General features: G+C 39.7%; 13 protein-coding genes. 4 read left to right on the forward strand and 9 right to left on the reverse strand.

Annotation, left to right across the window (positions count from 1 at the left end):
* Window positions 1-198: 198 nt before the first annotated feature.
* The 9 genes from EGC86_RS17155 to speA form a co-directional block, all read right to left on the reverse strand.
* Window positions 199-3,057 carry an ExeM/NucH family extracellular endonuclease gene (locus EGC86_RS17155; protein ID WP_123778352.1) on the reverse strand — a complete coding sequence of 953 codons (2,859 nt, stop codon included), beginning with the start codon at window positions 3,055-3,057 and terminating at the stop codon, window positions 199-201.
* 523 nt (window positions 3,058-3,580) lie between these two features.
* Window positions 3,581-4,465 (reverse strand): putative ATP-dependent zinc protease, encoded by an 885-nt coding sequence (locus tag EGC86_RS17160; RefSeq protein ID WP_011637172.1) that lies wholly within the window; start codon window positions 4,463-4,465, stop codon window positions 3,581-3,583.
* A gap of 54 nt (window positions 4,466-4,519) precedes the next feature.
* Complete coding sequence (locus EGC86_RS17165) at window positions 4,520-4,870, reverse strand: DUF3802 family protein (protein WP_011637171.1); 351 nt, start codon at window positions 4,868-4,870, stop codon at window positions 4,520-4,522.
* Between the two features lie 82 nt (window positions 4,871-4,952).
* Window positions 4,953-5,528 (reverse strand): YceI family protein, encoded by a 576-nt coding sequence (locus tag EGC86_RS17170; RefSeq protein ID WP_041412905.1) that lies wholly within the window; start codon window positions 5,526-5,528, stop codon window positions 4,953-4,955.
* A 50-nt stretch (window positions 5,529-5,578) separates the two neighbouring features.
* Window positions 5,579-6,076 carry a YaiI/YqxD family protein gene (locus EGC86_RS17175; protein WP_123778353.1) on the reverse strand — a complete coding sequence of 166 codons (498 nt, stop codon included), beginning with the start codon at window positions 6,074-6,076 and terminating at the stop codon, window positions 5,579-5,581.
* A complete protein-coding gene (gene pdxH, locus EGC86_RS17180) occupies window positions 6,076-6,714 on the reverse strand; it encodes a pyridoxamine 5'-phosphate oxidase (protein WP_102037126.1) in 639 nt (212 codons plus the stop codon). Before pdxH ends, EGC86_RS17175 begins: the two co-directional genes overlap by 1 nt.
* A 102-nt stretch (window positions 6,715-6,816) precedes the next feature.
* The gene (locus EGC86_RS17185; RefSeq protein WP_123778354.1) at window positions 6,817-7,017 is read right to left on the reverse strand and encodes an arginase family protein; all 201 of its coding nucleotides are present in this window, start codon (window positions 7,015-7,017) and stop codon (window positions 6,817-6,819) included.
* Window positions 7,018-7,278: 261 nt separating this feature from the next.
* On the reverse strand, window positions 7,279-8,208 hold the full coding sequence (locus tag EGC86_RS17190; protein WP_123778355.1) for an adenosylmethionine decarboxylase: 930 nt from the start codon (window positions 8,206-8,208) through the stop codon (window positions 7,279-7,281).
* 244 nt (window positions 8,209-8,452) lie between these two features.
* Window positions 8,453-10,363, reverse strand: a complete 1,911-nt coding sequence (gene speA / locus EGC86_RS17195) for a biosynthetic arginine decarboxylase (protein WP_059745387.1) — start codon at window positions 10,361-10,363, stop codon at window positions 8,453-8,455.
* A gap of 585 nt (window positions 10,364-10,948) precedes the next feature.
* On the opposite strand from speA, the gene EGC86_RS17200 reads away from it, so the two are divergent.
* The 4 genes from EGC86_RS17200 (at window position 10,949) to EGC86_RS17215 (ending at window position 14,308) form a co-directional block, all read left to right on the forward strand.
* On the forward strand, window positions 10,949-11,782 hold the full coding sequence (locus EGC86_RS17200) for a CvfB family protein (protein ID WP_123778356.1): 834 nt from the start codon (window positions 10,949-10,951) through the stop codon (window positions 11,780-11,782).
* 105 nt (window positions 11,783-11,887) lie between these two features.
* On the forward strand, window positions 11,888-12,541 hold the full coding sequence (locus EGC86_RS17205) for a YceH family protein (RefSeq protein WP_059745388.1): 654 nt from the start codon (window positions 11,888-11,890) through the stop codon (window positions 12,539-12,541).
* A gap of 37 nt (window positions 12,542-12,578) precedes the next feature.
* A complete protein-coding gene (locus EGC86_RS17210) occupies window positions 12,579-13,412 on the forward strand; it encodes an ABC transporter permease (RefSeq protein WP_123778357.1) in 834 nt (277 codons plus the stop codon).
* Window positions 13,409-14,308, forward strand: coding sequence for an ABC transporter ATP-binding protein (locus EGC86_RS17215; RefSeq protein ID WP_011637161.1), 900 nt, complete (start codon window positions 13,409-13,411; stop codon window positions 14,306-14,308). The genes EGC86_RS17210 and EGC86_RS17215 overlap by 4 nt, the downstream gene beginning before the upstream one ends.
* Window positions 14,309-14,532 lie beyond the last annotated feature (224 nt).

The following is a 14,532-nucleotide window of genomic DNA, read 5'->3' on the forward strand; positions in this document are numbered from 1 at the left end:
GTCTAGCTAAGCAAAATCGTCGGTCTACTGATGATGAGAATGAATGAATATCTATTGGGCTTGTATGTAACAATTTGGAGGTGTCGAAAAGTTATCACAAAGGACGTTTTGTATGGAGAAAGCACAATAAAAAAGGCGCATGTTGCGCCTTCCTTATTATTTGTAGCGAATATTTATTCACAAATCGACAATATTGACCTATCTAAAATTGAGTGTTGCAGTGTCTTTTTCACCGTCATTATCGACAACCGTCAGTGACACAGCTTTATCGCGACGACTGAAACTAAACGCGATTGGCCCATGTGCTTTACGACCATTGTTAAATAGCCAGTTTTGACGTTTAATAAAACCGTCTTGGTCATAGCTAGTTGAAATAAATAATTTCATAAACCATAAATTGACCAGGTGTATTTGCGCAGTAGGCGCGATATTGGTCGGTTCAATAAGCACATTTATGGTTTTAACGGTTGTCACAACGTCGCCTTTATTGTCAGTAACAGTAAGCTGGACTTGATAATTGCCTGATTGTTGATACTGATGCGAAGCCGTTTCTCCATTAGCAACAGTACCATTAACGATAGTACCATCACCAAAATCCCATTCTAATAACGTAATGTCACCATCATTATCAATAGAGGTAGACTGAACCTGTAGCTGACTACCATTAAGTTGATGGTCAAAACTGGCGATTGGGAGCTCATTTTGGATCTCAAATTGCAGCGAAACAATCACTGGATCATGGTCTGAAGAACGGAAACCATCAGCGTGATACAAGTCTAGTATCTGAGCTGCTGATTTATACTCTTCGTTATAATCAAGGATCCTTGGCTCGTCAGCATTAATATGCCATTCCGTTATCGCTAATACATTATCCAATAACGCTTGGTTTGCTAATGCATGGTCTAATTGACCTGACTCACCCGAGAACACGTAGGAGTACGAATTAACATTACCAAAATGCGCATTAAGCTCGCTATAGCCATGGTTGGCAAGTTGAGTGAGCGGATTTTCTTTGGCATAAGCATTTAAATCACCTATTACCAAGATTTTTTGCTCTGGATACTGAGCCATTAACCATTGCCCAATGGCATCTGTTGCTCGAGTACGAGTTAAATTACAGTTTCCTTGGCCATCAAATAAATCGGGGTCATTGATACTGTCGCAACTGCTTCCTTTTGATTTTAAATGGTTTACGGCAACAACAATGCTGTCATTCCGATCATTCAACATAAATGATTGAGTTAACATTGGACGGTTTTTGCCGTCATCGAATAACGCGGTGCCATTTCCATCAACAGGCGAATTAGCTGATGATAATATTTGAGCATCACCTGTTGGAGTTATTTTATCAGCACGATAGATCATTCCCACTGCAATTGCATCGGTACCTATTTGTGTCACTGAAGGCACAACATAAGCGTATATCTCCGCCCCCATAGCTTGGTTTAATCCGCTGACTAAGTCGTTAATGGCTGAATCGCTACCATAACCGTCATTTTCAATTTCCATTAAACCAAATACATCAGCGTTAATGGCATGCATTGCACTGATAATTTTAACGCGTTGACGCTCAAATTCAGATAACGTGTCGGCGCCGCGATCGGTCGGAAATCCATTGCCATTCCCATCACCGTTGAAATAATTAAGCACATTGAAACTGGCGACACGAAGATCTGCGTCAAGCGGTAACTCTGGAGTAGATTGACGCTGGTTACTTTGCACCACATTAACCACTTGAGCTGGTATCACTCGATATTGGCTAAAGCCATAATGCATTATGCCCTCGAGCCCAGAAACAGAATCCCCTACCCGTAATGTATTTGTGGCTGATAATCCAGGAGCTGGATAACGAATTTGTTCCGGATTTTGACTGGTTAAGCCATCATCCAACAAGATACTATCTTTGGCATTTGCTTCTGTCACAGCCAGAGCAGCAGCACCAGGTAAAGCAACTTGAGTACCTATAAAATGGCGACTACTGCCTAAAGACACTTCACCATAACGGCCCAAATTATACACTTCATTGACCACTAGAGATTGATCGAATAATACACGCATGCCTTCAACACGCTCAAGTTGTTGATTGTCGGCTAACGGCAATGTGACAGTAGCAACCACAGGTAATGATTGATTAGTGCCACATAGAGCAAATTGAGTCACATTAGATAACTGAGTTGTACCTTGGTATTCGGCAACAGAAGCTTGTAAACGAACTCGATCTCCGGCATTCACATCCAATGGTTGATTACCGCTGTAAACAAAAATACCTTCTGAGGTGTTAATGTCAGTATCGACTTCGCTGTCGGCCATTTGGATAAAGATACCCTTTAGCCCAGCTTGTTGATTACTTGTCACAATAGCTTCAACCACCACGTCTGAACCCACTAATGGGCTTGCGGCATCCATACCTTGAATGTCATGGATTGCGACAGCACTTTGTGAACACACAAATTCAATTGGGTCAGTTGGATCAACTGGATCTGTTGGGCCTGAATCATTACCTGCGAAAACACCTAGATCACTGATGTCATCTTGAGTAAAACCTTGCCAGCCTGTTAAGGTGACTTCATCGTCAATAATGGCATCGGCAACTAATTGACTGGTGTCTCGACGAAGAGTGTTATTTTGAGTCGATAAATCACCCGTACCCCATTGTGATCCGGGGTCTGTACCCACTTGCCCTAAGGAGTCGATAACTAGGTTATTGTGACTGAGTACAATGGCATCATCACCATTAAAAAAGCTCGCAGTACTAATCTGTTGGGCAAGCGCAAGGATTTCTGCTGATGCATCATTATCGGCGATAACAAACGTTGAGTTGGCTGCAATATTACCATCCAATGTAATATTGGTTGTCGCTGCGGTATTGCCATTAAAATAAAACGACAACACATAATCACTCAAATCTATCGCTGTCGAACTTGGATTGTACAATTCTATAGCTTTGTTATTACTGCTTCCTTCTATGTACTCCGAAATAAGCACATCTTGGGCAGCAACATTGAATACCATTAATGATGATATCGACATCGCGAGCAACGACTTTTGAACTAACATAGTGAACCCCTATTCATTATCCATAAATCCAATGAGTTAATTTAATTATTCAATTGATATGTTATTGATTGCTATAACCTCAGCTCGGATTAATCGTTGTAATAAACAGATAAAGATCCGTTTATGTTCAAATCATCAATATCAAGCTTGCCATTGTTTTGCTAACAAACCGTATTGACGAATCAATAGTGTGCGAGTTGTCATTGATACAACTGCGATAGCGGGGTAATAACTGCCTGTTTGATAGGTATTTACCATCCTGCTATGAGGTTACATAGCTCAATCAGCGCCTACTATATCGATTACGGATGACAATAAGGTTGCAAAGATGTTGCAGTGAATACAAAAGTAATTTCAGTCCACACGCGCTCCTAACTACCGCTTCTCCTCCTCTGTCAACGATATTGTTTGGTTACCTAGGCGTGAAAAACAGCCAAAAAAATACCGCTCATAATGAGCGGTATTGTTAGCTGATGTTATTGACCAACGTTATTGACCAACGTTATTAATCCATAATAAGCAATTAATGTTTTTTAGACACATCAACCATATAGTGACCCTGTAACCAATTTCGGCCAATTAATAATTTATAACCCATTTCGGTACGATCTTTAAGGTTCACATCGACTATAAATTCGTGACGAGGCTCACCAACACTTAACCTCACCATATAACGTCTTTCTGTACCTTGTGCATTACGAATTAACGATGTACCCCTAATTTTGGTGCGTACATCGGCTTTTTCGCCTTTTTCATTCGCTGTAGTAAACGTAATCATCTTACCGATGTTATTTTCAATGTTCACTTTGTCCTCATTTTCGACTCGAATATTCACAGCGTGTAATGAGTTTTCTACGGCACCTGTGTCGATACGCGTGTTGTACATTAAGCCAGTTTGTTTAATGCTTAACTCGGCTAAAGGACCTATGGTCTTTTTGTCTGATACGTCCACAATGTAATTGTGCTTTAAAAAATTACGTCCGATGAGTAGTTTGTAATTCATGTGGCTTCGGTCGCGTAAATTAACATGAATATCATGCAACTCACTGGGAAAACCGACATCAAGCTTCACCATATAACGGGTTTCAATACCTTGAGAATTCTTCACCCTTGAAGTACTAACAATTTCGGCTTGAATGCGTTTTTTCTCACCGCGTTCATTTTCAGTGGTGAATTCGACAATTTTGCCAACATTGCTTTTCATTTTTTTAGATGCACCGCCAATGATTTCTAAATCGACAGCATGCAGTGAAGTATTTACGGCACCTGTATCAATGCGGGCATTATATTGTAGTCCTGACTTAGCGACGGTCATGGTTTCAACTTGACTTAAAACGGTTTTATTACTCGCGAAAACAGATATAGAAAGCAAACACAGCAGAGTCGAAATCACAATTCTTTTAAACATGGTCAATCCCAAAAAATCTACAAATCGCTTTATTAGCGGCCAGTTGTAATACGTTTATTGCAATAAATGATCAACTTCTTGATCGAATAAATTTTTAATCAGTCCAGAAAATTCAGTAATAAAGATACTCTGTTCAGGGGTGGCTTGTTGATTGGAGACAGAGGCTAAAATCTCTTCTAAATCATATACAATTGCGTCAATTTCGCGGATCACCATATTACGCTGTGCGAATGATAATTGCGGGTTTTGACCACATACCATAATGATCTGAGCAGATAACTGCTCTTCAAACAGTTCCATGACGGTTTCCGTTGCAGCGGCATTATTCTGGGACGACTCAAACAGCCCTAAATGTTCAGTTAAATACTGAATTAAATGCATGTATCCGTCTTTGTCAGTAACCATTTTATACCACCCTTATTAAAAACTTCTTAACAACAAATGGCTCTCAACCTGATGATTGAAAGCCATTAACAACCACGTATAACTATTGCGCTAAGGTTAGCACAAATGACACTGGCACTGCTAAACTGATGCTCGGCAATCCCGCCATTTCTTTAAGTTTTTCGACACCGGACACTAAATCAAATTCATTTGCTTGAACAATTACTGGCGCTAAACTTGAAATCACCATTTTCTTGTCAGACAATTTAGCCACTAACACTTCAAAACTTTTCTGTTGTTTCTGACCATGTAATTTTATGGTCGCCTCAACTTGAGTCGTTAGCGTGTCACCGACTTTTAATCCAGCTAGCAATTTCGGATTAACTACCGCATCCAAAGTTAACTTTGGAAATTGTGCAACTTCAAATAATACGGTCTGCATCCGTTGATCACGAATTTCTATTCCGGTATCAACACTGCTTAAATCAATCGATAGAGAAAAGGCACCAGCATCCGTTAAAGCACCTGCAACTTGTTTAAAATGATGCACTTCGGCAACATCGGCCTTCTTAATCGAAATGAAGCTCACTCGAGAATGATCTTGATTGACTTGCCAATCGCCTGCCATCACTGATGTACTCAGCAAGCTCGCGGCTAATAATGGTAACCATTTTTTCATCATAAAGTCCTTTGTATAGAAAGTCAGATTAAGTATAGAGTAATCTTTGGTTATATCTTGCTGGGGATCAATCTCGCCAGCCATTTGTCCAACGCTTGTGCAAATGCATGTTTATCCGTTTGCGAAAAACTATTCGGACCGCCAGTATGGATACCACTGCTGCGCATTTCTTCCATAAAGTCACGCATAGTCAGAATCTGCTTTATATTTTCAGCGGTATACACCGTACCACGAGGGTTTAATACTAATGCGCCTTTATCAACCGCATCAGATGCCAGAGGAATATCAGCAGTAATCACTAAGTCCCCTTTCACTACTTGTTCCACAATGTAGTTATCTGCTTCATCAAAACCCGAACTCACCCTTATCATGCTAACTAATGGTGAGTTAGGTACTTTAATCATTTGATTGGCCACTAACACTAATCGAACTGATTTACGCTCAGATGCCCTAAATAACATCTCTTTAACTGGGTTAGGGCAAGCATCAGCATCAACCCAGATTTTATTGGTTATCACCGCAAAATGCTCCACTTCATTAACACTCATTAAGGTGCCAACCGATCAATATTCCAATCCGCATCGGTTTTAGTGTAAATAAATCGGTCGTGTAACCGATGTTCACCGCCCTGCCAAAACTCAATGCTGGCTGGTCGCACTAAATATCCACCCCAAAACTTAGGTAATGGAACCTCACCTTGGGCAAATTTAGCTTTCATTTCAGCAAATTTACCTTCTAGAGCCTGCCTTGCGCTAATCTTGCTTGATTGTTTAGATACCCAGGCAGCGATTTGGCTGTCTTTTGGTCTAGACATAAAATATTTAGCCACATCCAACATCGATAATGGCTCCGCTTTCCCTAATACAGCCACTTGACGTTCTAGTGGATGCCAGGGAAACAGTAAACTGATTTTACTGTTAGTGGCAATCTGTTTTGCTTTGCGGCTTTCTAAATTAGTAAAAAATACAAAACCGTTATCATCAAACTTTTTTAGTAACACAATACGCTGAAAAGGTTGGCCATCTTCGTCCACCGTCGCGACGCACATGGCCGTCGGGTCAGAAAGTTGGGCATCTTTTGCCTGTTGCATCCATTGTTCGAATAGATCCATTGGGTTAACAGGCAAATTCGCTCGTCTTAATCCACCTTGGGTATATTCACGGCGAATATCACTTAAATCACTCATATTGGCTCCTCATTAAACCTTTCTGTATCTATTCTACGCTGAGCCGACACAAAAAAGCCAACGTCAACTCGTTGGCTAATGTGTTTAATTACAAAGTTGAAATTACTTTTTAATTAAGCCTTTACCTTCAGTCCAGACGTGTAGCATTTCAAGGCACAGTGCTACTTCAGCAAGAGCGGTAATATATATAAAATTGTAAGACGGTGCCACTTCAACAACATCCATGCAGACAACGTTTATACCGAGTAGACCACGAATAATCATCATCACTTTATTGCTAGATAATCCGCAACAAATAAGCATAGTTCTTTAAGGTGCAAATTTGGGTCTAAACAACCATTGACGGTAGCGGCATCAACAATACTTTTACTCAGGCTAAAATCTCAAGGCCAACGGTTGTTCCCTATGAAAAGGTAAACCGATCACCACAACGTCTGCGTCAGACTCGGTTGATTTAAAACCGAGCGGTTAGCGTAAATAGCTAAATGCGTTTGAATAAAGCGGATAATCAGTTTTTTCGCGAAAGTAGTCATAAACTATCCAAAAGCTGGCAACTGCAGGTAATTACAAGAGTGTAGGGCTTAGCACTTCTAAGCCATTTTGCTGATAGTGGCTGAAGTGTATATTGAAACCTTGCTCAATTGTCATCGCGCAATGGCTTAAACACAAATAATGTGGGAAAGGCTTATTGGCAATATGACTATTAAAACCAATAATGTCGCAGCTATTAGGCTGTAATAATCTCACCAACTCAGCAAAAATATCAACCTGAGTTGAGCTGATATCAATGTTAGTTTCAACACTCACATAAGAGCTATTTTCTTGTGGCGTAATGTGTATTGTAAAATATTCAGTACCGCGAATACCGTTGATTGAATAACCTAACGGACTGAATAAATGCTGATCAACACTAAAACCATTAAATAATTGTTCCAGTTGCAGCATCTGACTAATTTGAATAGTTGATTGCTGATCGCCTCGTAAATAATCGGCCACTGTCCCACTAATATGGTACATCAATAATTCATTGGTGGTATCAAGTCGACTGGCTTGATAATGCTTATCGGTGGTAAAAATATAATGATGATGACTGTCTAAATGCCCCATTCTATAGGCCTGCCCTGCAATAAAATGCCTTAATCTGAGCACATCATCGCTAAAAGAGCTGGCTTGTAAATGAGCGTAATATTCATTTTTACGTTGATAACATACGTAAGCAATCGCTTGTTCGCCTAAATGTTCAATGCAGTAACAAGCTGACTCTGCCAACGTGCTAGCTCCGCATGTGAGCATTACAATACGATCATCCCAGACAAATAAACTCGATTCACTCAGTAAATAAGCATCACAAAATTCATTACTTATTGACGATAAAATGTCTGCATTTGAGGCAGCAACAAGCTTCAGCCAAAATATTCGATCTAAAGATCGTAATTTAGGCGCTGATGCATTCACAATTATCTCTAATTTTTTTTCTGAACCTTCAAAAAACATGTGTTACTACTCAGCATCCATTCTAATTAGAGATGTTTGTATTAAGATGTAATGTAAATGCTCAGGCTAGCTTAATTCAAGGAAAAACGCAGTTTAGTGGTTCAAATAAGCATTTTTCAACGATGAAATACCTATTAATGGTAACTGCCTGAGTCGTTGCACGTATCTTAACAACTTAAAAGCCTAGCAACCTGAGGTCACTAGGCTTTTTTAATAACAAGTTAACATCACTTAGTCGATAAGATTAAAAATCTTCTAAGTAAGTGTAACCTTTAAGCCCTAACTGTAACTCTTCTAGAATGCTGGCACGCTCATCTTCAACAATATGTTGATTCACAAGCTCTTCATAGGTGCGCATAAAGTCAACCGCATCTAAGTTCACATAACGTAAAACGTCAGCAACTGTGTCGCCTTCTAAAACAGATTCAATCTGGCTTAAACCACGCTCATCAATACGCACAACCGCAGAGTTGGTATCACCAAACAAGTTATGCATATCACCCAAGATTTCTTGGTATGCGCCAACCATGAAGAAACCAATCAAATATGGGCTGTCGGCGCTCCATGCTGGGACTGGCAACGTGGTTTCAATGCCTTGACCGTCAACATATTGATCAACAATACCATCTGAGTCACAGGTAATATCTAACATAACCGCACGGCGCTCTGGTGCTTTATCTAAACCCGATAACGGCAATACAGGGAACACTTGATCAATACCCCATGCATCAGGTAATGACTGGAATAAAGAGAAGTTAACAAAAAACTTATCGGCTAACTTTTCATTTAATTCATCAATCACTGGGCGGTGATAACGGTTATTGTTACTTAATAATCCCTTCACTTCATGGCAAACACGTAAATTAGCTTGTTCTGCCCAAGCTCGGTCAGCCAAACTTAATTGACCCACAGCAAACAATGAGTGTGCTTCAGAAATATCACTTTGACTATCATGGTAAATTTCAATAATTGCACGTTGATCATATCGACCGCTGATTTCTAACCAAGATTGCCACATATTGTGGAGCAATTGCGGCGCATCTTCACTTGGTTCCTGAATATTTTCTGGTTGATACGCTTCAGTACCAATAACATCAGTAATTAACACCGCGTGATGCGCCGTTAAATGGCGACCAGATTCAGAAATAATACGCGGCATTGGTTGCTCGTACTCATTACATAAATCGGTTAATACGTTGACGATATTGTTGGCATACTCATTTAAACCATAGTTCATTGAGTTATTGCTTTGGCTACGAGTACCGTCGTAGTCAACCGCTAATCCGCCGCCCACATCGAAACAGTCAATGCTGGCACCGAGTTGGCGCAATTCACAGTAAAAACGACCGGCTTCACTTACGCCTTGGCGAATGTCGCGAATGTTGGCAATTTGCGAACCTAAATGGAAATGTAATAACTGCAGAGAATCAAGCATATTAGCACTTTTCAATTCAGCTATAACTTTCAACACTTGTGCAGCAGACAAACCAAATTTAGACTTTTCACCACCACTGGCTTGCCATTTACCTTTGCCCTGGAACGCCAAACGCACACGTAAACCCAAGCGAGGTGTAATACCAAGCTTTTCAGCTTCAATTAGTACCATTTTAAGTTCTGACATTTTTTCCAGAACGATATACACCTTATGGCCAAGCTTTTCGCCGATAAGTGCTAAACGAATATATTCTTTATCTTTGTAACCATTACATACAATGACCGAACTGGCTTTTTGTGCCATAGCAAGTACAGCCATTAACTCTGGCTTACTACCGGCTTCAAGTCCTAACTGAGGGACTTCTTTAGATTTTTGGCTAGCTAAAATTTCTTCAACTACCGTTTTCTGTTGGTTTACTTTAATTGGGTAAACTAACAAGTAATCATTTTGATAATCGTACTTCTTAATTGCATCGTTAAATGCTTCGCATAAACTTTCCACTCTATGGTGTAAGATTTGCGGGAAACGGACTAATACCGGTAACGAGACGCCTGCTTCGACCATACTTTTGGCTAATTCATTTAAGCCAACTTTATGATCAGGATTTTGTGGGTTAGGTGACACAGTCACTTCGCCATCTTCACGAATACCATAAAAACCTTGGCTCCAGTGAGTCACGTTATAACCCGAGCGAGCATCTTCGATAGACCAATCAGACATAATTATTTTCCGTATTTGTATCAAAGTTAGCAGTTAACCAAAAGTGGCTTCTGCTTGTTAAAAATTCAGATAGCACAATAAAGCTATCCAAGAAATAAAATGGTTTATCCAGCACTATGATTATGGCTGTAAAACCTGTGACAAACAAAATAAAGGCACTATACGTTGGCCCAATATCATATCGTCATTGTTATCATGTTTCGCATCTACTTATAGTAAGCATCTTACGCAGAAATTCATAAAGCATGCAAATTTTAGCTGCTGGACATCAATTGGCAGCTGTAACAAGTATTTTACTGATTAAGCCTGCAGTTAGTTCATTTTTAATTGATAACCAACCACATTTTCAGCCTTTATAAAAACGGCGCAATTAAAACCTGCAATGGTGCGTAATGCAAGTTAATTACCGATTAATTACTATAAAAAATCATCTACAATCGTTGCCATAAACCTCAACAAACAAGGTGATAAGCCTAAATGATTTTCGATAGCGATTAATTGGCACAACGTGAGCTTAATTTACGTGTATAATTACGTGTTTTTCCTAAGATCATCTTTTCATTTTTAATTAAAGTAGAGTCATTCATGATACAAATCGGTAAACGTTATTCATTAGAAGTTGTTAAACAAGTTAATTTTGGGGTTTATCTAAATGCTCAAGAGCTTGGACAAGTCTTGCTTCCTAATAAATTTGTCCCTACCGGTTGTAATGTCGGTGATATGGTAGAAGTGTTTCTTTACCTAGACTCTGAAGACATTGTGATTGCTACCACCCAAAAATCGTTAGCTCAAGTGGGTGAATATGCTTATTTAAAAGTAATCGCCACGGGCCCATTCGGCGCATTTTTAGATTGGGGCTTAGACAAAGATTTATTACTCCCGTTTGGTGAGCAACATAAACCGGCCGAAGAAGGCCACTCATACTTAGTTTATGTCCATGCTAACCATGCCGACGAACGTATTATGGCATCGTCAAAACTGGATAAGTTTGTCGATAAAACAGAAGCGCATTACACCGAAGGTGAACAGGTTAACTTAATCATTGGAGGCACTACAGAGCTAGGTTACAAAGCCATTATTAACAACCTGCATTGGGGCGTAATTTACGCTAACGAAGTTTTCCAAAAATTGCGATTTGGTCAAAAAGTAACTGGTTATATCAAAACAATGCGCAGTGATGGCAAAATTGATCTTGTGCTGCAAAAAGGTGATAAAGACGAGCTAGATAAAAATGCCCGTTTGATCATTAATAAATTGCGAAGCGCTAATGGTTTTTTACCACTACATGACAAAACTGATGCTGATGTCATTTATGACAAACTCGGCATGAGTAAAAAAGCCTTTAAGAAATCAATTGGTGGTTTATTTAAAGCAGGTGAAATCACTATCGAAAGTGAAGGTATTCGCCTAACTGTGTGAACAATAATCGATTAGCCTCGGTAAACTAGTCCAATCCTTTGAGAAAAAGCATGCCTCTGTTATAAAAGTAATAGAATCATGCTTTTTATTAAAAGGATACTGTGTATGGAATTAACCTCACTAGAAGCTAGAGTTATCGGATGCTTACTCGAAAAAGAACTCACCACTCCTGATCAATATCCTCTGTCATTAAATTCACTCGCCTTAGCATGTAATCAAAAAAGCAGCCGCGAACCAGTGCTATCCCTGAGCGAGTCTCAAGTAAAAACAGTATTAGACGATCTTACCAAAAAACGCTTACTGAGCGAGCAATCTGGTTTCGGTAGTCGAGTCGTAAAATATAAGCATCGCTTTTGTAATACTGAATTCAGTGAATTGCAGTTAAGCAGTGCTGAAGTAGCAATAATTTGTGTGTTGTTATTGCGCGGCCCACAAACACCAGGCGAACTCAAAACTCGCACTAATCGACTCCACGAATTCGCTGATGTATCACAGGTTGAAACAGCATTATTGGCATTAAGCCAACGTGAAAAGCCTTTAGTTGTACAACTTGCTCGAGAAGCGAATAAACGTGATTGCCGCTTCCTTGAGTGCTTTAGTGGCAACGTTGATGACTATGATGTGAACAGTAGTGATGCCATTGTCGTGTCGAATCACACTCAACAAACGTTACAGCAAGACTCTAAGATTGTAGAATTAGAACAAAGAGTTGAGTTGCTAGAACAAAAGCTAGCGCAATTAGAGTCGCTATTAAACTAATTAACGCTTTCCGAAACAGCTAAGCAAGGAAAAGTATATGGACCGTACCGCCTCTCCATCGACACTGACTCATATTTGGTTATTAGCAAAATATGAGTTAACCAAACGTTTTACTAACAAAAGCGGCATGATTTCATTAATCGCCTTTATGTTAATTTGGGCTATTTTATTGTTGTACCCTATCAAGAGTGCATCTGAATTTATTATGCAGCCTAACTTTAAAGACTTTACTGAAGCCCTCTTTGGACCAGGAAGTTTGCGCCATCTGTTCGAATGGCCAGTTGAAGAGTTTGCAGTGTTCTGGTTAGCTGCACTGTACCTTTTTCCCATGTTCAGTATTTTTATCGCCGCAGATCAATTTAGTTCAGATAAACAACGTGGTAGTTTGCGATTTCTAACCTTAAGAGTCAGTCGTTCAAGTTTATTTTTTGGTCGTTTCTTAGGGCAAATGTTTATCCAATTGATGTTGATCATCTTAACGTTATTGGCAACCATCGCATTAGCATTATCTCGTGATATATCTTTGTTATTGCCATCAATAACAACTAGCTTAATAGTAATGGTTAACCTAGTAATCGTATTATTACCCTACACTGCTGCTATGGCTGTGCTGTCATTACATGCAAACTCAGCAAGACAAGCCAGTATTTTTGCGGTTATCTTGTGGGCTGTAGTATCAATATTTATTGCATTAATTAATATGAATTTCCCACAATTAAGCTGGTTGAACTGGATGCTGCCTGGTTCGCAAATAGGCAATTTGATCAATACTCAAGGATTAGGCTCATTTGTATACGCTCCCATTCCATTACTGCAAACTGCGGTTATTTTATTTGCTGGTAAAGTCTTAATGAGTAGGAGTGCGCTATGAGTATCATTCAATGTGACAACCTTTCTAAACAATACGGTAATAAACTTGCGCTCGACACTGTATCGTTAACGCTTACACAAGGCGCTCCTATAGCATTAGTTGGCCCCAATGGTGCCGGTAAAACAACGCTATTCAGTTTACTCTGCGGTTATATCCAACCAACCAGTGGCAGTGTTAGCATTTTAGGACATAAACCCGGTAGCAAAGCGTTACAAGGGCTATTGTCGGCATTGCCTCAAGATGCAGCATTGGATCCTAATTTTAGTATTGTGTCGCAACTTCAGTTTTTTGCCCAATTACAAGGCATGACAGCAGCGGCAGCAAAGCAAGAAGCATTAAGAGTGCTCACCCTTGTCGACTTAAGTGACTCAGCAGAGGCTAAACCTAAAAGTTTAAGTCACGGCATGAGTAAACGAGTCTCTATTGCCCAAGCTCTAATGGGTTCTCCTAAAATTGTGTTACTCGACGAACCGACAGCGGGACTAGATCCTGCCAATGCGAAAAAGATTCGTCAAATTGTCAAAGAGTTATCCGACCATACAACTTTTGTGATCAGCTCGCATAATCTTGATGAACTTGAAAAGTTATGCGACCAAGTTGTTTATCTAGAACATGGAAAATTGCAGCAGTCGGTATCCATTAAAGCCAACCAAGCGACTGACTTTATTACGCTGACAATGAAACAATGCGACATGGACAGCCTTCATCAGCAGTTATTAGGTCTTAACGATATTATTGAAGTAAGGCGTATCGGTGATGAGCAATATGTTATCGAGTACCAGAAGCAATCCAGCTTTGCCATTGAAATTCAGTTATTTGAACTGTTTACTGCTAACCAGTGGCAATATAAAGCAATACTTAAAGGCCGAACCTTGGAAGAAACCTTGTTTTCTTAACTCACAAATATCAATCGTTCTGTCACTGATGTTAATCAATACTGATATCGAAATGAAAATGACTCACGACTTGGTATTTTAATTAGACGCACAATGCCGTAATGCCGTTCACTTAAGGTGAGCGGCATTTTTTCTTTTTGCGACCGGATAACCATTTTTACTGACTTTTAAGCAGCGCGGGTAACTTCTTTCTCGCTTACCCTCCAACTTAAATTGCTTCGCAT

It is taken from the genome of Shewanella frigidimarina (genome assembly GCF_003797125.1).
Classification (GTDB): domain Bacteria; phylum Pseudomonadota; class Gammaproteobacteria; order Enterobacterales; family Shewanellaceae; genus Shewanella; species Shewanella frigidimarina.